Source organism: Halomonas piscis (assembly GCF_031886125.1).
Classification (GTDB): Bacteria; Pseudomonadota; Gammaproteobacteria; order Pseudomonadales; family Halomonadaceae; genus Vreelandella; species Vreelandella piscis.
This window is the reverse complement of record NZ_CP119391.1, coordinates 840,077-859,548: the sequence shown is the minus strand read 5'-3', so window position 1 is coordinate 859,548 and position 19,472 is coordinate 840,077. Positions and strand designations below refer to the sequence as shown.

18 protein-coding genes and 2 pseudogenes are annotated in these 19,472 nt (G+C 61.6%); 8 read left to right on the top strand and 12 right to left on the bottom strand.

Translation table 11 applies throughout. The annotated features are described in order from the left end of the window. Window positions 1-82 precede the first annotated feature (82 nt). Window positions 83-1,087, top strand: coding sequence for a glutathione S-transferase family protein (locus tag P1P91_RS04050; protein ID WP_311884702.1), 1,005 nt, complete (start codon window positions 83-85; stop codon window positions 1,085-1,087). A 4-nt stretch (window positions 1,088-1,091) separates the two neighbouring features. Here the strand turns inward: P1P91_RS04050 and P1P91_RS04045 are convergent, their stop codons facing one another. Further along, window positions 1,092-1,349: a hypothetical protein gene (locus P1P91_RS04045; RefSeq protein WP_311884700.1), complete on the bottom strand. Its 258-nt coding sequence runs from the start codon at window positions 1,347-1,349 to the stop codon at window positions 1,092-1,094. Between the two features lie 73 nt (window positions 1,350-1,422). Here P1P91_RS04045 and P1P91_RS04040 point away from each other — a divergent pair, with 73 nt between their 5' ends. Then, a complete protein-coding gene (locus P1P91_RS04040; RefSeq protein ID WP_311882952.1) occupies window positions 1,423-2,172 on the top strand; it encodes an IS5 family transposase in 750 nt (249 codons plus the stop codon). A 35-nt stretch (window positions 2,173-2,207) separates the two neighbouring features. Here P1P91_RS04040 and P1P91_RS04035 read toward each other — a convergent pair whose 3' ends face one another. From P1P91_RS04035 to P1P91_RS04025, 3 genes are read right to left on the bottom strand one after another with little or no spacing between them, the layout of a single operon-like run. Beyond that, window positions 2,208-3,464 (bottom strand): ISL3 family transposase, encoded by a 1,257-nt coding sequence (locus tag P1P91_RS04035; protein WP_311881765.1) that lies wholly within the window; start codon window positions 3,462-3,464, stop codon window positions 2,208-2,210. Next, entirely contained in the window at window positions 3,443-4,270 is an 828-nt protein-coding gene (locus P1P91_RS04030; RefSeq protein ID WP_311884698.1) for a sensor histidine kinase, read from the bottom strand. Before P1P91_RS04030 ends, P1P91_RS04035 begins: the two co-directional genes overlap by 22 nt. Next, on the bottom strand, window positions 4,267-4,953 hold the full coding sequence (locus tag P1P91_RS04025) for a response regulator (protein ID WP_311884696.1): 687 nt from the start codon (window positions 4,951-4,953) through the stop codon (window positions 4,267-4,269). The genes P1P91_RS04030 and P1P91_RS04025 overlap by 4 nt, the downstream gene beginning before the upstream one ends. Window positions 4,954-5,216: 263 nt before the next feature. Here P1P91_RS04025 and dsbD point away from each other — a divergent pair, with 263 nt between their 5' ends. The 6 genes and pseudogenes from dsbD (at window position 5,217) to P1P91_RS03995 (ending at window position 11,005) form a co-directional block, all read left to right on the top strand. After that, window positions 5,217-7,100, top strand: a complete 1,884-nt coding sequence (gene dsbD, locus P1P91_RS04020; protein WP_311884694.1) for a protein-disulfide reductase DsbD — start codon at window positions 5,217-5,219, stop codon at window positions 7,098-7,100. A gap of 95 nt (window positions 7,101-7,195) precedes the next feature. After that, entirely contained in the window at window positions 7,196-7,975 is a 780-nt protein-coding gene (gene dsbG / locus P1P91_RS04015) for a thiol:disulfide interchange protein DsbG (RefSeq protein ID WP_311884692.1), read from the top strand. A gap of 91 nt (window positions 7,976-8,066) precedes the next feature. Further along, a pseudogene (locus P1P91_RS04010) lies at window positions 8,067-8,735 on the top strand (IS5 family transposase); the annotation flags it as partial. Window positions 8,736-8,806: 71 nt separating this feature from the next. After that, window positions 8,807-10,063, top strand: a complete 1,257-nt coding sequence (locus P1P91_RS04005) for an ISL3 family transposase (protein ID WP_311881765.1) — start codon at window positions 8,807-8,809, stop codon at window positions 10,061-10,063. Window positions 10,064-10,083: 20 nt separating this feature from the next. Continuing rightward, a pseudogene (locus P1P91_RS04000) lies at window positions 10,084-10,173 on the top strand (IS5/IS1182 family transposase); the annotation flags it as partial. Window positions 10,174-10,253: 80 nt separating this feature from the next. Continuing rightward, a protein-coding gene (locus P1P91_RS03995) for an IS5 family transposase (RefSeq protein WP_407650535.1) occupies window positions 10,254-11,005 on the top strand; the annotation gives its coding sequence in 2 pieces (ribosomal slippage) (window positions 10,254-10,586 and window positions 10,589-11,005; 750 coding nt in all). Between the two features lie 74 nt (window positions 11,006-11,079). On the opposite strand, the gene P1P91_RS03990 is transcribed toward P1P91_RS03995, so the two are convergent. Genes P1P91_RS03990 through P1P91_RS03955 form a run of 8 tightly spaced genes read right to left on the bottom strand, consistent with a single transcriptional unit; the run spans window position 11,080 to window position 19,385 of the window. Continuing rightward, window positions 11,080-12,489, bottom strand: a complete 1,410-nt coding sequence (locus P1P91_RS03990; protein WP_311884691.1) for an NADH-quinone oxidoreductase subunit N — start codon at window positions 12,487-12,489, stop codon at window positions 11,080-11,082. Beyond that, window positions 12,489-13,988, bottom strand: a complete 1,500-nt coding sequence (locus P1P91_RS03985) for a complex I subunit 4 family protein (protein ID WP_311884689.1) — start codon at window positions 13,986-13,988, stop codon at window positions 12,489-12,491. Before P1P91_RS03985 ends, P1P91_RS03990 begins: the two co-directional genes overlap by 1 nt. Before the next feature lie 12 nt (window positions 13,989-14,000). Next, entirely contained in the window at window positions 14,001-15,926 is a 1,926-nt protein-coding gene (locus P1P91_RS03980; protein ID WP_311884688.1) for an NADH-quinone oxidoreductase subunit 5 family protein, read from the bottom strand. 3 nt (window positions 15,927-15,929) lie between these two features. Beyond that, entirely contained in the window at window positions 15,930-16,235 is a 306-nt protein-coding gene (nuoK, locus tag P1P91_RS03975; RefSeq protein WP_311884687.1) for an NADH-quinone oxidoreductase subunit NuoK, read from the bottom strand. Window positions 16,236-16,247: 12 nt separating this feature from the next. Then, window positions 16,248-16,862, bottom strand: a complete 615-nt coding sequence (locus P1P91_RS03970; protein ID WP_311884685.1) for an NADH-quinone oxidoreductase subunit J family protein — start codon at window positions 16,860-16,862, stop codon at window positions 16,248-16,250. After that, on the bottom strand, window positions 16,859-17,797 hold the full coding sequence (locus tag P1P91_RS03965; protein WP_311884683.1) for a complex I subunit 1 family protein: 939 nt from the start codon (window positions 17,795-17,797) through the stop codon (window positions 16,859-16,861). The genes P1P91_RS03970 and P1P91_RS03965 overlap by 4 nt, the downstream gene beginning before the upstream one ends. Next, window positions 17,782-19,047, bottom strand: a complete 1,266-nt coding sequence (locus P1P91_RS03960; RefSeq protein ID WP_311884681.1) for an NADH-quinone oxidoreductase subunit D-related protein — start codon at window positions 19,045-19,047, stop codon at window positions 17,782-17,784. The genes P1P91_RS03965 and P1P91_RS03960 overlap by 16 nt, the downstream gene beginning before the upstream one ends. Further along, the gene (locus P1P91_RS03955; RefSeq protein ID WP_311884680.1) at window positions 19,038-19,385 is read right to left on the bottom strand and encodes an NADH-quinone oxidoreductase subunit A; all 348 of its coding nucleotides are present in this window, start codon (window positions 19,383-19,385) and stop codon (window positions 19,038-19,040) included. Before P1P91_RS03955 ends, P1P91_RS03960 begins: the two co-directional genes overlap by 10 nt. Window positions 19,386-19,472: the final 87 nt, after the last annotated feature.

Below are 19,472 nucleotides of genomic sequence, written 5' to 3'. Positions count from 1 at the left end.
TGGTGGAGGGAGGGCAGCGCTCTCCCTCACGGCTTCTGGCCTGACACCCCACCCAGATAATTTGCATACGGAGTGAATCACCATGGGTCTTTTGATCAACGGCGAATGGCACGATCAGTGGTACGACACCAAAAAGCACGGCGGCGAGTTTGTGCGCGAATCCGCCAAGCTGCGCGACTGGGTAACGTCAGACGGCAAGCCTACCGCGGATGGTCACCCGGGCGTGGCGGCCGAGGCGGACCGCTTTCACCTTTATGTGTCGCTTGCCTGCCCCTGGGCGCACCGCGTGCTGATCATGCGCAAGCTGAAGGGGCTGGAGCCGCTGTTCGGCGTCTCCCACGTAAGCCCGCTGATGCGAGAAAAGGGCTGGACCTACCACCTGGACGAAGGCTCCAGCGGCGATGCGGTCAACGGCGTTGACTATCATCACCAGCTCTACACTCTGACCAACCCGGAGTACACCGGGCGGGTAACGGTGCCGGCGCTGTGGGACAAGAGCGACGGGCGCATCGTCAACAACGAGTCGGCCGAGCTTGTGCGCATGCTCAACGGGGCGTTTGACGAGCTCACCGGTAACCGGCTGGATTTCTACCCGCAGGATCTTCGCGAGACCATCGATGCCGTCAACGCCGATGTCTACGACCACATCAACAACGGCGTGTATAAAGCCGGCTTTGCCACCGAGCAGGACGTTTACGAGACGCACGTCGTGGCCCTGTTCGAGGCGCTGGACCGCATGGAAGCAAGGCTTGCCGAGCACCGTTATCTTGCCGGCGAGTGGCTGACCGAGGCCGATATTCGCCTGTTTACCACCCTGGTGCGCTTTGACGCCGTCTACCACGGGCACTTCAAATGCAACCTGCGCCGGATTGAAGACTACCCCAACCTGTCCCACTACCTGCGCGAGCTGTACCAGTGGCCGGGGGTCAAGGAGACGGTGAACTTCGACCATATCCAGCGCCACTATTACATGAGCCACGACACCATCAACCCCAACGGCATCGTGCCCAAGGGGCCGCTTCTTGACCTTGAACGCCCCCACGACCGCGAGCGCCTGCCCGGGCGGGGCATGCGCACGAAGACCTGAGCTATCAGTAGTAACCGCAGCCTTGCACCATCGGCGGGCCCGGGCTGAGCAAGGCCCGGGCACACCAAGCTTTCTTAATCAATTTCAACAGCATAAGGAAAAGACAATGACTACCTTCTTCTCGACGTGGCAACCGCATGTTCTGAGCCTGCTCCGAGCCGTAACCGGCCTTCTTTTCATGCAGCACGGGGGCCAGCCGAACGCTGGCTGACTGTCGGGTTATTGACTGACGATAAGCTCTTAGGGTCTGTTGACGTTTCATGGCAGGGGTATTGGCAGGATAGGGGCAAGCTCACAGAATAAAGGTTCCTAAGCCAACAAACTGCAAGCCTGCCATGCCCCGACAAATGCTCACGGATGAACACTGGCCGAAGCTGAAATCTATCCTGCTTCAACAAGGTATTTATGACAAGACCGATCTGCGTACCACGGTGGAAGGCATCCTTTATCGGATGCGAACCGGCTGCCCGTGGCGGGACCTACCGGAGGCGTTTGGCCCCTGGAACACGGTCTACAAGCGCTTCAACGCCTGGTCAGCGAGTGGAAAGCTGATGAGGATTTTCATCTCTCTGGTGGAAGATCCTGATGTCGAGTGGCTATTTATTGATGGTTCCTACGTCAAGGCTCACCAAGATAGCACTGGGGCTGCCACGGAAGATGCAGAAGCCATTGGCAAAAGTCGTGCAGGCAATACCAGCAAGATCCACTTGGCCGTGGATGCTTATGGGTTGCCGATCGCCTTCAGAATAACCGGGGGTGAAGTGCACGACAGCACGGAAGCCCAGGCATTGATTGACGGTTTGCCGGCAGGTGACGCGCTGGTGGCTGACAAAGGCTATGACAGTGAACGTATCCGCGAGCAGGTCGAAGCCAAAGGAATGGCTGCCGTCATTCCACGCAGGCGTAACTCGAAAAAAGGAAATGCCAATCTGGACAGAGGGTTATATCGCTACCGGCATCTGGTTGAGAATGCCTTTGCTCGATTGAACCCGTATCGCGCCATTGCGACGCGCTACGATAAGCTCAAACGAAATTACGAAAGCATGGTGGCCTTGGCATGCGGCTTTTTATGGCTACCAATGTGAAACGTCAACAGGCCCTAGGCAGGTTCTTCGTCGTTTCATGTGGATTTGGCCTGATCGAACAGGCGCCCCACCGGGCTGCCAATCAGGTAGATCATGGCGATGAAGTTGGCTTCGTTCCGGTAACCCCGTGCGCGTGACCGAGCCGCCTGAAACAGACCGTTCATGCCTTCCAGTCGTGCGTTCGTCAGTCCCGAAATCCAACGCCTAACCACCGCATCGGCGTGGCGCTCCAACGTCGCCAGGGCCTTTCCCATCGGCTTCAGCAATGGCTTCTCCGAGACCGCCGCCTTCATGACCCTGAGGTAGTGCGTGATGCGCCATCGAGCCGCTCGTGGCGTCGGCGCCTTCTGGATCCAGCGCAGCTTCTCCTTGATCACCCAGGCATCGGACGTGGCGCTCTGGTCAGCCACCAGCTCCTGGAGAGCCGCCAGCTGCTTGGGCGTCAGGTTCTCGTTGTCCAGGCTCTTCAGCAGGGCCCAGCGCAGCGACTTGGGGTGTTCCTGCTCGCGGCGCTCCTTCTTGCGCACCTCGTCTAGCCGCTTGGTGAAGGTCTGCACGATATGGAACCAGTCGACCGTGACCTCGGCCTTGGGAAGGTACTCAGCCACGCCGCTGAGGAAGGCTTGTGACATGTCGCAGACGACCTCGACCACGTTGTCCGGATCGCCGCCATGGGCCGCCAGGAAGGCGCTAAAGGCCTTGATGGCGTCCTTGCCGTGGCCGGGGACGGCGAAGATCACCGGTTCCTGCTTGCGTTGCATATCAAGGAACACCGTCACATAGCGCTGGCCACGCCGGGACGCGGTTTCGTCCACGCCAACGGTGGCCACGTTGCTCAGATCCAGCTGCCCCAGCATCCGACCGACGTAGTGATGCACGATGCGCCACAGCCGCTTGTCGGAGATCTCCAGCTGTCGGGAGACGGCCAACACCGGCATCTCCTTGACCAGTGACATGGCCGCCTGCTCGAACAGCAGGGTGAAGTCGCTGCCCGGCCTCGCCCAAGGGACCTCGATACGCTTGACGCCATGCTCCGGGCACTTGGTACGCGGCACGCGAGCATGCAAGTAGCAGTGATGCTGGAAGAAGTTCAGGTGCCGCCACGTCTTGTCAGCGAAGTCATGAGCCGGACAGGCCTCGCCGCACTCAGGGCAGGGGTAGAGGCTGCCACGCTCGGCCTCGACGTAGAGGTCCAGACGGTGGGGCGATACGGAGGTGTCCAGGTGCTGGTCCTTGAGAATCCAGGGCGCTTCCAAGCCCAGGCCGAGGGTCAGAATCTGGGTGCCGTCCATGTCATACCTCCTGTCGTCGTGGAGGTCATATTCTGGCCCAGCTCAGGGGGCGAATTCCACACCCAACGACGAAGAGCCGTTTTAATCGCCGTTAACGGCGTGCGCAGTTCGTGGGCGGTATCGTTGGTAAAACGCTGCTCGCGCCGTAGCGCATCATGGGTGCGTACCAGCAGCTGATTGAGCGTATCGATCGCGGGGACCAGTTCGGCCGGAGCCTTGTCGATCTGAACCGGTGTGAGCGTATCCGGCGCACGACGGGCAAGCTCGCGGCGCAGATGCTCAAACGGGCGCAAGCCTCGGCGAATACCTACCCAAAGCACCACCAGGCTGCCGAGCAGGGCGACCACAAACGGCAATACCGCGACCTGAATGATATTGCGCTGAAGCGCGGTGCGATCCGCCAGCCGGTCTGCGGTGGTAATGTGCAGCCCGCTTTGCACGTAGGTGTACAGGCGCCAGCGCTGCCCATCGATCCGGCGATTGGTGAATCCCGGTGCGGGCGTATCCAGCGCGTCGTCAAACACGCCGTGGGTGCGCATCAGCATCTGGCCGGCGGGCGAACTAATCTGGCAGGCTACGCTGCTGCTATGCGGAACCGACAGCTGCGGCTCGTTGGCTTGCGCCCAGGCACCTTCGGGGAGCTGTGCGACCAGCCCCGCTACCATGCGGGCCGAGGCGGCCAGGCGCTGATCCAGCGTTTCCCGCATCTGGTCGCGCAAGTCGTTGTAAAGCCACGCCGCTGCCAACACCCACAGCACGCAGAACGATACCCCGAGAGAGAGCAGTAACCGCCGGCGCAGGCTCATGTTGGCTCGCCGTTATCCAGTTCGCCAGGATCGCCTAGCCGATAGCCCAGCCCGCGGACGGTTTGAATGACGCCGCGCCCCAGCTTGCGGCGCAGATGGTGGATGTGCACGTTGACGGCATTGCTTTCCACCTGGGTTTCCAGGCCATATAGCGTATCTTTCAGCTGCTCGACGTTGAGAATACCGCCGCGCGCGTTGAGCAGCTTGTGCAGCAGGGTAAACTCGCTGTAGGTGAGCTCGACTTCATGCCCGTGGCGCCAAACCCGGCGGCCGGCGGTATCAATGCTCAGCGGGCCGTGTTCGATCAGCGACCGTGCGCGCCCCGCCGCACGGCGCACCAGCGCCTTCAGGCGGGCGGTGAGCTCATCCAGGTCGAAGGGTTTGAGCATGTAGTCATCGGCCCCCGTGTCCAGGCCGGCTATCCGCTCGGCCACCGTGTCGCGCGCGGTCAGCACCAGTACCGGCACCGTCAACCCGCGGGCACGCCATTCGTGCAAAAGCCTCAACCCGTCGGTATCCGGCAGGCCCAGATCCAGCACCACCGCATCGCTGTCCACGGTATCGAGCAATAGCCGCGCATCGCCGGCATTGGTCACCCAGTCGACGGTAAACCCCGCCATCTGCAGCCCGGTACGAATACCCGACCCCACCGCCGATGAATCTTCCACCAGTAATACATGCATGTTGTGTCTCGCTGTATTGCGCCTCACTTCGCCATGAGAAGCGCCTGCATCGATTTACCCAGCGGCAGTGTGTCGTGATGCGAGCGGAAAGAAAAGTGCCTGAAACGGCATGACCGCCACCGTCACCGCGCCTAATTCTGGCCTAATCGGGCTCCGTCATGCTGGACCGACTAGCGGGCTGCACCGATGGTCAGCCCGCTTTATACAGTCACCTTGATGACGCGCCTTGATGGCGTCGTGATGACACAAAGGAGCGCGGGTTGATGTCGCTATCTTCGTATGCTCGGCAGATTTTTTTCCTGCTTTTCCTGTTAGCCGGGTCTGCCATGTTGGCCACCAGCGCGGCGGCGAGTAATGATTTCTTGCCGGTCGATCAAGCGTTCAGCTATGACGTGGCAACCAACGACGATGACACGTTAACGATTACCTGGGAGATTGCCCCGGACTATTACCTTTACCGCAAGCAGTTCGGGTTTGAAGGCGAGGCCCAGCAGGTCGCCGACGTGACCTTTCCCGACGGTGAAACGATCGAGGACGAGTTTTTTGGCAAGTCCGAAGTGTATTACGACCAGGTGGCCGTCACCGTCGATCCGGGTCAGGTACAGCAGCTGAACCTGACCTGGCAGGGCTGCGCCGAGGCCGGGCTGTGCTACCCGCCCGAGCGCGCTACGCTGGATCTCGCGGAATACACGGGCAGCAGCGGCCTTGCCAGCAGCGGCAGCCCCGACATCCAGAACGCCAGCACCCCGGGCTCCACGCCCACCGATGCCGGTGAAGATAACGCATCATCCGCTGCCGAAAGCCAGGCCGGCTCAGCTGAGCTGGGCGAGGACCAGACGCTGGCGGCAAGCCTGGCCGAAGGCAACGCCATCTGGGTGCTGGCCGTCTTTTTTGGCCTGGGGTTATTGCTCGTGTTCACCCCTTGCGTGCTGCCGATGGTGCCGATTCTTACCAGCCTGATCGTGGGCAGCGGCGCCCGCGGCAAGCGCGGCTTTATGCTCTCGGTTGCCTATGTACTGCCGATGGCGATCACCTATGCGCTGCTCGGCGTCGTGGCGGCGCTGGCCGGTGCCAACCTGCAGGCCATCATGCAAACGCCTTGGGTGCTGGGCGCTTTTGCGCTGGTGTTTATTGCCCTCGCCGCGTCGATGTTCGGCCTTTATGAAATCCAGCTGCCGGCGGGCCTGCGTAACAGGCTCGACCGTGCCAATAGCCGCCAGCGTGGCGGCAGCCTCGGCGGCGCTGCGGTGATGGGCGTGCTCTCGGCGCTGCTGGTGGGGCCGTGCATGACCGCACCGCTGGCGGGCGCTCTGCTCTACATCGCCGATAGCGGCGACGTGGTGCTGGGCGGCAGCGCGCTGTTTACCCTGGGGCTGGGCATGGGGGCTCCGCTGATCCTCGCCGGTACCGTCGGCGCGCGGCTATTGCCCAAGCCGGGAGGCTGGATGACCGGCGTGAAGGTCGTCTTCGGCTTCGTTCTGCTGGGTACTGCCATCTGGTTTGTCGAACGCGTGGTGCCCGCAAGCGTAACGCTGGGGCTTTGGGGCGCATGGGTGCTGGCCATCGGCGTCACGCTTTACCAGTTCGCGGTGCATACAGCCGCGCCCACGGCGCCGTCGCGCATGATCTCGCGGATCGCTGGCCTGATTCTCAGCCTTTGGGGCGGGCTACTGGTAATCGGCGCGGCCGGCGGTGCCGACAGCTTGAGCCAGCCGCTCGGGTTTGTCTCCACGCCCGGCAACGGCGCGGCCGCGGCCGGTGCCTCGCAGGGTGACTTCATGGACCGCTTCGAGGAGACCGCCGATCTCGACATGCTAAAGGCCCAGGTCGATACCGCCACCACAAACGGCCAGTGGACGCTGGTGGATTTTTATGCCGATTGGTGCATCTCCTGCAAGGTCATTGAAGAAGAAGTCTTTGGCAACGCCGAAGTGCAGCAGGCCCTTGGCGACTTTCAGCTGCTGCGCCCTGACGTTACCGAAAACGATGCGGACGACCGCGAATTGATGCAGGCCTTCAACATTATTGGTCCGCCCACGCTCCTGCTCATCGGGCCTGACGGCGAAGAGCGACGCGCCGCTCGCATCGTCGGCGAGCTGGGGCCGGATGAATTTCTTCAGCGGCTCTCCCAGGCCCAGGGTTCCTGATTGACACCCGAACTCACTTCATCAGGCCATCTCCCCTGGGGCGCAAGCGCGCCACCCGCGAGGCGATGGCCCATTCACCCGGTAAAGGAGCTTTCATGAAACGTTCCCCACGCGCATTACTGACACTCTCGCTTGCCACCCTGGCCACCAGCGCCAGCGCTGATATTTCCCCGGACGAGCTGCCCGACCCGGTAGCGGCGATTACCGGCCATGGCGTTGAGGTGATCGACACCTTCAATGCCCCCGGCAACCTGACCGGCTACGCGGCCACGCTGCGGGGCAAACCCGTGGCTATCTACCTGACGGAAGACGGACAGCAAGCCATTCTGGGCACGATGATCGGCGCCCAGGGCGAAGACCTCAGCGCTGAGCCCCTTGAGCGCATCGTCTCGGGCCCTCAGGGCGAAAAAGCCTGGGAGCAGGTGGAATCCGCCGACTGGGTACGCGACGGCAGCGAGGATGCCGAGGTCATCATCTATGAATTTACCGACCCCAACTGCCCCTATTGCCATCAGTTCTGGCAGCAGGCAAGGCCCTGGGTGAACGCCGGGAAGGTACAGATTCGCCATATTCTCGTCGGCATCCTGAAGCAGGACAGCGCGCCCAAAGCGGCCACCATACTCGCCGCTGACGATCCCTCTGCGGCCTTGAACCGCAGCGAGCGCAACTACGACCAGGGCGGCATTGAAGTCGCGGATAACATTCCCGATACGGCGCGCCAGAAAGTCGCCGATAACAACGCGCTCATGAAATCGCTGGGGTACTTCGCCACGCCCACGATCCTCTATAAAAAGGCCAACGGCGACGTAAGCGTCAAGCAGGGACTGCCCCAGGGGAATGAAGTCACCGAAATATTCGGCAGCCCCAAGCCCTAGGGTCTGTTGACGTTTCATGGCAGGGGTATTGGCAGGATAGGGGCAAGCTCACAGAATAAAGGTTCCTAAGCCAACAAACTGCAAGCCTGCCATGCCCCGACAAATGCTCACGGATGAACACTGGCCGAAGCTGAAATCTATCCTGCTTCAACAAGGTATTTATGACAAGACCGATCTGCGTACCACGGTGGAAGGCATCCTTTATCGGATGCGAACCGGCTGCCCGTGGCGGGACCTACCGGAGGCGTTTGGCCCCTGGAACACGGTCTACAAGCGCTTCAACGCCTGGTCAGCGAGTGGAAAGCTGATGAGGATTTTCATCTCTCTGGTGGAAGATCCTGATGTCGAGTGGCTATTTATTGATGGTTCCTACGTCAAGGCTCACCAAGATAGCACTGGGGCTGCCACGGAAGATGCAGAAGCCATTGGCAAAAGTCGTGCAGGCAATACCAGCAAGATCCACTTGGCCGTGGATGCTTATGGGTTGCCGATCGCCTTCAGAATAACCGGGGGTGAAGTGCACGACAGCACGGAAGCCCAGGCATTGATTGACGGTTTGCCGGCAGGTGACGCGCTGGTGGCTGACAAAGGCTATGACAGTGAACGTATCCGTGAGCAGGTCGAAGCCAAAGGAATGGCTGCCGTCATTCCACGCAGGCGTAACTCGAAAAAAGGAAATGCCAATCTGGACAGAGGGTTATATCGCTACCGGCATCTGGTTGAGAATGCCTTTGCTCGATTGAACCCGTATCGGGCTCTTCGTCGTTGGGTGTGGAATTCGCCCCCTGAGCTGGGCCAGAATATGACCTCCACGACGACAGGAGGTATGACATGGACGGCACCCAGATTCTGACCCTCGGCCTGGGCTTGGAAGCGCCCTGGATTCTCAAGGACCAGCACCTGGACACCTCCGTATCGCCCCACCGTCTGGACCTCTACGTCGAGGCCGAGCGTGGCAGCCTCTACCCCTGCCCTGAGTGCGGCGAGGCCTGTCCGGCTCATGACTTCGCTGACAAGACGTGGCGGCACCTGAACTTCTTCCAGCATCACTGCTACTTGCATGCTCGCGTGCCGCGTACCAAGTGCCCGGAGCATGGCGTCAAGCGTATCGAGGTCCCTTGGGCGAGGCCGGGCAGCGACTTCACCCTGCTGTTCGAGCAGGCGGCCATGTCACTGGTCAAGGAGATGCCGGTGTTGGCCGTCTCCCGACAGCTGGAGATCTCCGACAAGCGGCTGTGGCGCATCGTGCATCACTACGTCGGTCGGATGCTGGGGCAGCTGGATCTGAGCAACGTGGCCACCGTTGGCGTGGACGAAACCGCGTCCCGGCGTGGCCAGCGCTATGTGACGGTGTTCCTTGATATGCAACGCAAGCAGGAACCGGTGATCTTCGCCGTCCCCGGCCACGGCAAGGACGCCATCAAGGCCTTTAGCGCCTTCCTGGCGGCCCATGGCGGCGATCCGGACAACGTGGTCGAGGTCGTCTGCGACATGTCACAAGCCTTCCTCAGCGGCGTGGCTGAGTACCTTCCCAAGGCCGAGGTCACGGTCGACTGGTTCCATATCGTGCAGACCTTCACCAAGCGGCTAGACGAGGTGCGCAAGAAGGAGCGCCGCGAGCAGGAACACCCCAAGTCGCTGCGCTGGGCCCTGCTGAAGAGCCTGGACAACGAGAACCTGACGCCCAAGCAGCTGGCGGCTCTCCAGGAGCTGGTGGCTGACCAGAGCGCCACGTCCGATGCCTGGGTGATCAAGGAGAAGCTGCGCTGGATCCAGAAGGCGCCGACGCCACGAGCGGCTCGATGGCGCATCACGCACTACCTCAGGGTCATGAAGGCGGCGGTCTCGGAGAAGCCATTGCTGAAGCCGATGGGAAAGGCCCTGGCGACGTTGGAGCGCCACGCCGATGCGGTGGTTAGGCGTTGGATTTCGGGACTGACGAACGCACGACTGGAAGGCATGAACGGTCTGTTTCAGGCGGCTCGGTCACGCGCACGGGGTTACCGGAACGAAGCCAACTTCATCGCCATGATCTACCTGATTGGCAGCCCGGTGGGGCGCCTGTTCGATCAGGCCAAATCCACATGAAACGACGAAGAACCCCGTATCGCGCCATTGCGACGCGCTACGATAAGCTCAAACGAAATTACGAAAGCATGGTGGCCTTGGCATGCGGCTTTTTATGGCTACCAATGTGAAACGTCAACAGGCCCTAGGGTGTGTTAACAATCATTAGTTTCGTTTAAACTGATTTAGTATTCATAGATTTTGGTGGGCCATGAGTCGGTTGAAGTTACGCGATGATCAGTGGGAGCGAATCGAGCACCTGCTCCCCGGCAAAGCCTCAGACTGTGGGGTAACTGCCAAGGACAATCGCCTGTTCGTGGAAGCCGTGCTCTGGATCGCTCGGACCGGCGCCCCGTGGCGTGATCTTCCCGAATCTTTTGGGCGCTGGCACACCGTCTACATGCGGTATAACCGTTGGTCACGAAAGGGCGTTTGGCAGCGTATTTTTGACACAGTAGCCGACGATCCCGATCTAGAGCAGCTGATGATCGACGGTAGCATCGTCAGGGTGCACCAGCATGGAGCGTCAAAAAAAACACGCAAGACGTCGAAGCCATGGGCAAATCTCGAGGCGGATTGAGCACCAAAATTCATGCCGCAGTCGATGCGTTAGGTAACCCAGTACGATTGGTTCTCACACCGGGCCAGGCGTCGGAGTATGGTGCTGCTCCCGCTCTACTGGAAGGTTTTTCCCCGCAAGCAGTGCTGGGCGACAAGGGGTATGACTCCACTGCTCTGCGGGACATGATTCAGGCCGCAGGTGCCGAGCCGGTGATTCCTCCGAAAAAGAATCGTTTGGCGCGCATTGAAGTAGACTGGCACTGTTACCAAGATCGCAATCTGGTGGAGAGGTTCTTTCAGAAAATCAAGAAGTTCCGGCGGTTATCTACACGCTATGAGCGACTGGCAAGAAACTACCAGTCACTCCTCTGCCTCGTGTCAGCCGCCATATGGCTGGCCTAATTGTTAACGCCCCCTAGCTCTTCGACGTTTCATGTGGGTTTAGCCTGAACCTCCGGCACCCTACATATAAAAGTCTATGGCGCAGCCAGGGCAATCGGCTCAAGCGCATCAAGCACCGCTTCAAAGCCCAGGCTTATCACCACCAAAAGCGCTAGCGTGATAAACAGCGTCACTCCGGACCAGCGGCCCAGCACATGCACCTCGCCCCGGGGCTCCTTGAACACGGTCACCGCTATCACTCTGAGATAGTAGTAGAGCGATATCAGCGTATTAATCGCCGCCGCCACGGCAAGCCAGGTATACCCCGCCTCAATGGTGACCTCGAAGAGCAGAAACTTGCCAAAAAAGCCGATCAGCGGGGGAATCCCCACCAGAGACAGCAGGGCGACAATCAACGCAGCGGTGATCAGCGGCTGACCATAGGCCAGGCCGTGATAGTGCTCGATATCCGTGCGCCCCCTAAGGTGGGTAACAATAGCAAACGCCAGCAGGTTGGCCAGCGCATAGGCCGCCAGAAAAGCCAGCAATGCCGGCAGCGCGTTGCCACCGCTTCCGGCGACGACAATCGCCATTAGCATATAGCCGGACTGGGAAACGCTCGACCAGCCCAACAGCCGCCTGAGGTCTGTCTGGGCAAGCGCTGCAAGATTGCCAAGCGTCATGGTGGCCGCGGAAATCAGCGCGACAACGCCCGGCCACATCAGGGTGTCAGACAGTAGCATCACAAACCGCGTAAGGGCCGCCGCCGCCCCGATTTTGGGCACCACGGTCAGAAACGCGGCAATGGGTGCCGGTGCCGCCTGGGCCACATCCGGCATCCAGGCGTGAGCCGGCACTGCCCCGAGCTTATAGGTCAGCCCCACGATAATGCAGGCCACCGCTACGCTGAGCGCTATCGAGTCCGTCCCGGCTTGAAAGACCTGGGCGGTGCGAACATAGTCGGTATCTCCCACCAGGCCAAAAAGAATCACCACGCCAATGGTCAACAGCGCATTGGCCAGCGCCCCAATCAGAAAATACTTCATCGCCGCTTCCAGCGCCGGTGTGAAGCCACGATGGTAGGCCGCCAGCGGATAGCTGGCGGCGGACGAAAGCAATACCCCCACTACCAGCTCCATGGCGTCATGGGCGGACGCCATCATGATCGCGCCCAGCAGCGAAAACAGGCACAGCGCGTAATACTCGCCGTGGCGAGGATCGCGGTACATCCAGTCCGGCGACAGCGTCACCACCGCCGCGGCGCTGCAAAGCATCAGCAGCTTGGCGGCAATGGCCATGCCGTCCAGCGCCCATACGCCGGAAAAGACCAGCTCGGCAGGCGTCTCCCACTGGGCAAGCGTCGTCACCCCTGCCACCAGCAAAGTCGCCAGCGCCAGCGCTGCCGCCCAGACCTGACGGTGCCGCGGGGCAAAGGACGCCAATAGCACAATCGCCACCGCGCCCAGCAGCAGCGCAATTTCGGGAAGCAAGCTACCGAGGGGCATCAGCGACCTCCGAGCAGCAGCACGCTGGCGCTATCGATGACGCCCAGTAGAGCGCCGGGATATACCCCGATCGCAACGACCTCCAGCCCCAGCACGCCGAGTACCGCAAGCTCAATGCGGTCGAGCTCCTTGAATTCGCTTGAAGAGTCCGGCAGTTTGCCGAAAAACAGCCGCCGCAACATATCCAGAAAAAGCGCGGCGGTCACCAGAATGCCGACTACCGCCGGCACGGCAAGCCAGGGATAGACGGCAAAAGTGCCGGCAAAGATCTGGAATTCCGCCACAAAGCCGGCCAGGCCCGGCATGCCCAGGCTGGCAAACGCCAGCAGCAGGGTCAGCCCGGCAAGCCAGGGCGTCTTTTGCGCCAGGCCGCCGTAGCTGTCCAGGTCATAGGTGCCGGCGCGATACCAAAAACTTCCACAGATCAGAAAAAGCCCGCCGGTAATCAGCCCGTGGGCGACCATTTCTACCGTCGCTCCGGTGAGCGCCAGCTGTTTTGCCATCAGGTTGTCGCTGAAGCTGGCGGCTATCGCAATGCCCAGCACCGTATAGCCCATGTGATTGATGGACGTATAGGCAATGCGCCGTTTGAGGTTGCGCTGTCCAAGCGCCACCAGGGCACCGTAAAGAATCGCCACCAGCGCCATCAGACCGACAATTAACGCATAGCGCTCAAACGTTTCCGGCAGCATAGCCAACGGCAGGCGTATCATGCCGTAGGTGCCCATCTTCAGCAGTACGCCGGCAAGGATCGCGGAGGCAGGGCCTGGCGCATCCACGTGCGCCTGGGGCAGCCAGGTATGTAACGGCACCAGCGGCGTCTTGATCGCCAGTCCCAGCATCAAACCGAAAAACACGAGCCCCGCATAGAGTCCGCCGCCCGCCAGCGGCTGCTGCTCAATGAGCAGGCGCATATCGAAACTGGGCGAATCCAGCGAGAGATACAGACCAATGATCGCCAGCAACAGCGCCAGCGAGCCGGCGAACGTAAACAGAAAGAAGGTCAGGGCAGACAGCTGCGGCCGGCCGTGCCCCCAGCGCCCGATCAGGAAATACATGCCCACCAGGCTTAAATCAAAAAATACGTAAAACAGCAGTAGATCCAGCACCATAAAGACGGCCAGCGACGTAGCCATCAAAAACAGCATCCAGCCGTAGTACTGATGCACCTGCGTTTGCTGACTGTCTTCCCGGGTATCGAGCGGATAGGCAATGGCCGCCACAAAAATCAGCGCGCTCATGGTGACAACCGCCAGCGCGATACCGTCGACTCCGACCCGATAGGCAACGCCAATGGACGGTACCCAGGGAACTTCCCACACGTGCTGAAACAGCGGACCGTCAGGGTCGAAGCCAAACCAGGCCCCTATCAGGACAAGCAGGGAAAGCGCGGCGATGAGAGTGGCGAACGCGCGCGCATTGCGCTCCGTCCAGCGCGGTAAAAACGCCAGCAGCAACGCACCCAACAGCGGTAAGCACCAGGCCAGTGTCAAAATCACGGTGTTTGCTCCTTACAGCGCATCGCCGAGTAGCAACAGGGTCAACAAAACGGCAAAGCCGATGGCCATACCGGCGTAGTAGTGATGGGTTTGTCCGGACTGGGCCTGGCGCGCCCGGCCGCCACCGCGATTCACCAGGCCGGAAAGGGAACCAGGCAGCCGCTCCGACAAGGCTTCGCCGGCGGTAGCCCCGACGTTGGCTATCCGCGTCACGGCAGCAGCGCTGCCGCGCAGGCTGGCATCGACGCCGTCAGTATCGCGCCGGGCCAGGACAGAAGCGGCCTGCGATGCTTGCCGCGATAACAGGCGCGTGGCCCTTTCCAGCACGTCGCGATCAAAGCGTGCCAGGCGGTCGCTCAGCTTCACCAGGGTGGCGCCCGCACCAAGCGTCAAGGGCTCAAGCCCCCACCAGCAAAAGGCAGAACGCTTCCACCCCTGCTGCACGTCAAGCCGACCACGCTGAACCAGCATCGCTCCGAGGGCCATGCCCAGCACAACCAGCACCAGCGACACCGCCAGAAGCCAGAGATGGCCATCAGCAAGCTCCCACCCCGGCTGCCGTAGCCAGCGCCGGGCCTCGGGCCACCAGAAAAGAGAAAGCCCCAGCGTCAGCGCGGCGAGAACGCTCAGCGCCAGAAGCTCAAACCGGCAAGCCTCTGACAGCGGCGGCTTGCGCTGCCGGGTGCGCCCGAAGCGAACGGGGCCAAACATGGTGAGCTGAAACCGGGTGGCATAGACGGCACTGAGCCCGCCGGCCAGCGCCACGCCGGCCGCCAGCCACGGCGAGGTGGTATACGCCGCCGAGATGATCTGTTCCTTGGTCCAGGCCGCGCCAAGCGGCACCATCCCGGCAAGCGCCAGGGAAAAGATGCCGCCAAGCAAGGCGATAGTCGGCACGCGACCCCCTAAACGCATGTTCGCAAGCTGATAGCTCCGGGCCTGGCGCTCGGCAACGCCGGTAGTCAGAAACAAACCGGCCTTGAAAAAGCCGTGGCTCAGAAAATGCAGCAGGGCCACGCCGGGAAAACCGGCGCCTATCGCCACCCACATCAGCCCGTACTGCGCCGAGGTCGACGCCGCCAGAAGCTTTTTGGCGTGGCTCTGCACCAGACTTGTCACGGCGCCCAGCAGCGCCGTTGTCAGCCCGATCAGCATAACCGCCGGCATCAACCACGCCGCGTCTGCCAGCAGCGGCTGCAGCCGGGCCAGGACGTACATACCGGCTGCTACCAGCGTGGCCGCGTGCAGCAGGGCGGAGACCGACACCGGACCGGACATGGCGGCAAACAGCCAGGCCGAGAAAGGCACCTGCGCCGACTTGGCCACGGCGGCCAGCAAAATCCCCGCGGCCGCCACCTGCAATAGGCTGCCTTCCAGCCCGGCAAGCTGCTGATAGCCAAAGCCACCGCTACCCGCAAACACGGCCGCCGCCGCTATATAAAGCCCCAGGTCGCCAAAGCGCGTGACCAGAAATACCTGACCGGCATTTTTCACCCTGTCCCTGTCCCGCCAGTGATGGGACACCAATGCCCACGAGTAGGCTCCTATCAGCTCCCAGGCGACCAGCAGAGTCACCATATCCTGGGCCAGTACCAGCAGCTCCATGGCGCCCACAAACGCCACCATGACCGCCAGCAGCCGCCCGAGCGGGGCTTGTTCATAGGCGCCGGCGAAGAGCAGCACCGGGAATGCCATGATCGGTATGGCCAGCGCCACGAACTGGCTTGACGGTCCCACTCCTAGCTGCAGCACCAGCGCGGCGTTCAGCGCATAGCTTCCCTGCCAGTGGCCGGCCATCGCCGAAACGAGCGTACCGATAACCGCCATCAACGCGGACAGCGCCAAAAGCGTAACCCCGATACGCCCTTCCCGGCGGCCGCCAAGATAGATCACCGGCGCCATGAGCACCGGCAATAACGGCACTATCCACAGCATCATGTGTCAGCCCTTCAAGTCAGCGATGGACTCGGTGACATCCGCCTGTTTGCCCCGATAAACCGCCACGACCAGGGCAAACCCCATGGCCATTTCAATCGCCATGACCGCCATGACCAAAATGGTCAGAAGCTGCCCTTCGGGCGCGCCGGCACCGCTCATGGCCCAGAAGCCGATAGCCGCCAGCATCACGCCGTTAAGCATCAGCTCAAGCCCCATCATCAGCATCACAAAAGACTGCTGGGAAAGCGCACCGTAAACGCCGATCCCGATCAGGGCGGCGGCCAGCAGCAGTACCGTGGTCAAGGTCATGGTCAGCTCCTCTTAATGACAGTGGTGGTGACCGCCGGCTTGCTCATCTTCGTCGGGCATTCCCGCCGGATCACCGCCGGGTTCGAGTCCGGGCGGCATCGACCCCTGCTCGGCCGAGCCAAAGCGTCCTCGCTGGCTGGATAGCACCACCACGCCAATCATGGTAGCCAACAGCACCACGGCGGCGGATTCAAAGATCAGCATGGACTCGCCCATCAGCTCATTGCCCAGAGCCGCCACGGGCTGCACGTCATTTGGCAAGGGGTGCCGGGGAAACTCGGCCAGCAATGCCATCGCCGCCAACATGACGAAGCTGGCAACGCCTGCACCGATGGAAAGCCTGTGCTGATGCACCATCATCATGGGATTGAGGCCTGCCGGATTCATCATGAACATCACCATGAACAGCGCCATGACCATCATCTCGACGCCCATCATGAAAAACATCGCCACGCCCAGATACACCGCCGACAGCAGCAGCATGATCACGCCGACGGCAATAAAGGAAAGCAAAAGAAAAAACGAGGCCCGCACCATGGAGTCAGTACGAAAAACCCGCCACCCCGTATAAACGGCAAACACGGCGAGCAGCCAGAAAGCCACATCAACCACGATAGACGTCTTCATAAAAGCGCCACCACTCCTGCCCAGACAAGGTCGACAAACGCCAGCGGCAAAAGTATGAGCCACATCAGACTCAGGCAACGGGACGGCGTCATCACGGCAAACCAGCGCCCCAGCCAGGCCAACAATGCCAGTATCGCCAGCATCTTGAGCATCACCCAAAGCGGCCCGGGCAGCCACGGCCCCAGCCAGCCGCCCAGAAACACGGTGGCCGCGATGCCGCTAAAGGCCACCAGCATGGCACTGCGCGCCAGCTCCCAGACCAGCCGCGGGGGGCCTGAGACCTCGACGCTGGTACCGCCGGCAAGGTCCCGGGGGTCGGCCAGATTAAAAGGGCCGCGAAAGGTAAGCGCCAGCCCCACCATCAAGAACAGCGGCAGGCCCAGAGGCTGGCGCACCAGGTTCCAGACGTCCTGCTGAGACGCTACTATCCGGGTAAGCGCCAGCGACTCCGCCGGCAGTGCGACGCCAATCAACACGAACATGCTGATCAGGATGTAAGACAGCCCCAGCGCCACGTAGCGGTAGGCGCCCACCAGGGCAAAGTGGCTGTTGGCTGACCAGCCCTGGAGGAAAATCACCACGGTGGCAAGCGCCTCCAGGCTCCCCCACAGCACCAGGCTGGTAGCAAGATCCGTTGCCACCCAGCCCTGGGACCACGGCACAAGCGCCAGCCCTACCGCTGCCAACGCCAGATAAAGCGCCGGTGCCAGGCGCCACGCCCAAAGGTCCGGTGCCTCGGTGCTATTGGCCTGCTGAATCAGCAGCCAGGTGCCCCGGCTCAAGGGCGTCAGCCAAACGCTTTGCGCCTGGGGCAAACCGAAAGAACGCGCTGCCAGGCCGTCCAGCACCGCCCAGAGATAGACTCCGCCTCCCAGAACGGCAAACACCATCGCCAGCGGCCAGACCAGCTGCTCCAGCATCACGGACAAGGCCATGGGGACACCTCCGCCAGGTCAAGACTTGCCAGAGTGGCCAGGGCTTCGCTCCATTCAAGCCCCGGCAGCAGGCTTTCCAGCAGCCCATCGGCGCTACCCGCGCCGTGCGGCAGCTCTACCACATCGGTAACGGCCGTGACGGTCCCCTTCTGCTGCGCTCGGGCGATCAGCCCCAGCGACTGTTCAACTTCCATCAGGCGCTGCCGCCAGCGTGCCGGCACATCGCCAGCCTGCTGGGTGAGTACGGAAAATCCCAGCCGGCGATAGCCTTCGTCCGCTTGGCGCACATCGTCTTCCACGCCGGCCGCTCGGGCGGCAAAGCCTTTGAGGGTGCGGGACTGCTCGCTATCCAGGGTGCCGCCTTGCGGCAGGTACAGGGCAAAAAAACCGCGGCGGGCAAGCGCCCGTTCAAACGCCCGAAAGCGCTTGCTCAGCTTCTCCACCGGCTGGCTATCGCACTGCTCGGCCAACACCAGCGCGCGCCGGGCAAGATCCGGCAGGTGGGCCAGGCGCAGAGCGTGAAAAAAGGCGCGCATATGATAGCGGATACGCTTGCGCTCCAGCTCGGCGATGGCGACCGGCCCCTTTTGCGCCTCCAGGAAAACCCGCGGCAAGGCGCGGGGATACGGCGCCGACAGCACGGAGAACTGCTGCACGATATCACCCTGCAGGGTCACCTCGGCTTCAAGCCCCGCCGGCCAAAGCGGAAAAAACGGCCCCAGGCGAAACGTCAGAATATCCAGCGCCAGGCCGTCACGCAGATCCGGCGTCGGCGGCATGGCCATGGGCCGGCCGTACGGTACGCCACCCATCATGCCTTCGCCGCCGTGGCCATCGTCGCCCAGGCCCTGCCACGGGTGGGGCGGCGTATCCGACAGCAGCCGGGAAGCCGTATCCTGCTCTCCCGCCATCAACCGGCGACAGGTATCCATGATCGTATCGGGCAGAGCCGCCAGGTCATCCATTTTCCCGCTACCCGGCTGCTGAAGCTCCAGCAGCGGCTCGCTCCGATACCAAAGCGCGGCAAAAGGGGCCGGCAGCTGGTCATGCACCCGGCGCAGCGAGTCGTGGAAGTGTGGCGGCACACCGCCGGCCACCAGCAGAATGGTGGCGTGGCGCGGGGTATCCACCAGCGTGATGCCGGGCTCCCGTGCCAGCCGATACAAGGCCTCCTCCCCGTGCATTCCCAAAGCCGGAAATACCGTTGCCGGGCCGCGCATGGCCAGACGAGAAAGCCAGCCTACTGCCACTTGAACACCCCCTCTCGCCAGCCATAAAGGAGGCCTACGCCAAGAATGGCAAGAAACATCCCCATTTCCATCACTGCTTTCATGCCCTGCTCCACATAGACCACCGCCCACGGGTACATGAACATCATTTCCATCTCGAAGGCGATTAGCAGCAGCGCCATCGGATAGTAGCGAATGTGATAGCGACTCCAGGCGTGCGTATCGGGCGTACCACCGCCCAGAAAAGGAGCGCGCTGCGGATACGCAGGCGCAGCGGGACGATAGCCTGGCCAGCGCTGTATCAATAAACCGCCACCCAGGCTCAGCAACACTATAAGCAGAAGGGCGAGCAATTCCATGACGATGCCTTCCCCTGAATCAAGTGGCTCTTTTATATATAGTCTATAGTCTGTTTTCCTTGAACCATCACAAAAGGCACCCTAGCA

What these genes read in the sequence shown, in the direction of transcription:
- P1P91_RS04050 (WP_311884702.1), top strand. Translation starts at nt 83, where the DNA reads ATGGGTCTTTTGATCAACGGCGAATGGCACGATCAGTGGTACGACACC.
- P1P91_RS04045 (WP_311884700.1), bottom strand. Translation starts at nt 1,349, where the DNA reads ATGAAACGTCAACAGACCCTAAGAGCTTATCGTCAGTCAATAACCCGA.
- P1P91_RS04040 (WP_311882952.1), top strand. Translation starts at nt 1,423, where the DNA reads ATGCCCCGACAAATGCTCACGGATGAACACTGGCCGAAGCTGAAATCT.
- P1P91_RS04035 (WP_311881765.1), bottom strand. Translation starts at nt 3,464, where the DNA reads ATGGACGGCACCCAGATTCTGACCCTCGGCCTGGGCTTGGAAGCGCCC.
- P1P91_RS04030 (WP_311884698.1), bottom strand. Translation starts at nt 4,270, where the DNA reads ATGAGCCTGCGCCGGCGGTTACTGCTCTCTCTCGGGGTATCGTTCTGC.
- P1P91_RS04025 (WP_311884696.1), bottom strand. Translation starts at nt 4,953, where the DNA reads ATGCATGTATTACTGGTGGAAGATTCATCGGCGGTGGGGTCGGGTATT.
- dsbD (WP_311884694.1), top strand. Translation starts at nt 5,217, where the DNA reads ATGTCGCTATCTTCGTATGCTCGGCAGATTTTTTTCCTGCTTTTCCTG.
- dsbG (WP_311884692.1), top strand. Translation starts at nt 7,196, where the DNA reads ATGAAACGTTCCCCACGCGCATTACTGACACTCTCGCTTGCCACCCTG.
- P1P91_RS04005 (WP_311881765.1), top strand. Translation starts at nt 8,807, where the DNA reads ATGGACGGCACCCAGATTCTGACCCTCGGCCTGGGCTTGGAAGCGCCC.
- P1P91_RS03990 (WP_311884691.1), bottom strand. Translation starts at nt 12,489, where the DNA reads ATGCCCCTCGGTAGCTTGCTTCCCGAAATTGCGCTGCTGCTGGGCGCG.
- P1P91_RS03980 (WP_311884688.1), bottom strand. Translation starts at nt 15,926, where the DNA reads ATGATGCTGTGGATAGTGCCGTTATTGCCGGTGCTCATGGCGCCGGTG.
- nuoK (WP_311884687.1), bottom strand. Translation starts at nt 16,235, where the DNA reads ATGACCTTGACCACGGTACTGCTGCTGGCCGCCGCCCTGATCGGGATC.
- P1P91_RS03970 (WP_311884685.1), bottom strand. Translation starts at nt 16,862, where the DNA reads ATGAAGACGTCTATCGTGGTTGATGTGGCTTTCTGGCTGCTCGCCGTG.
- P1P91_RS03965 (WP_311884683.1), bottom strand. Translation starts at nt 17,797, where the DNA reads ATGGCCTTGTCCGTGATGCTGGAGCAGCTGGTCTGGCCGCTGGCGATG.
- P1P91_RS03955 (WP_311884680.1), bottom strand. Translation starts at nt 19,385, where the DNA reads ATGGAATTGCTCGCCCTTCTGCTTATAGTGTTGCTGAGCCTGGGTGGC.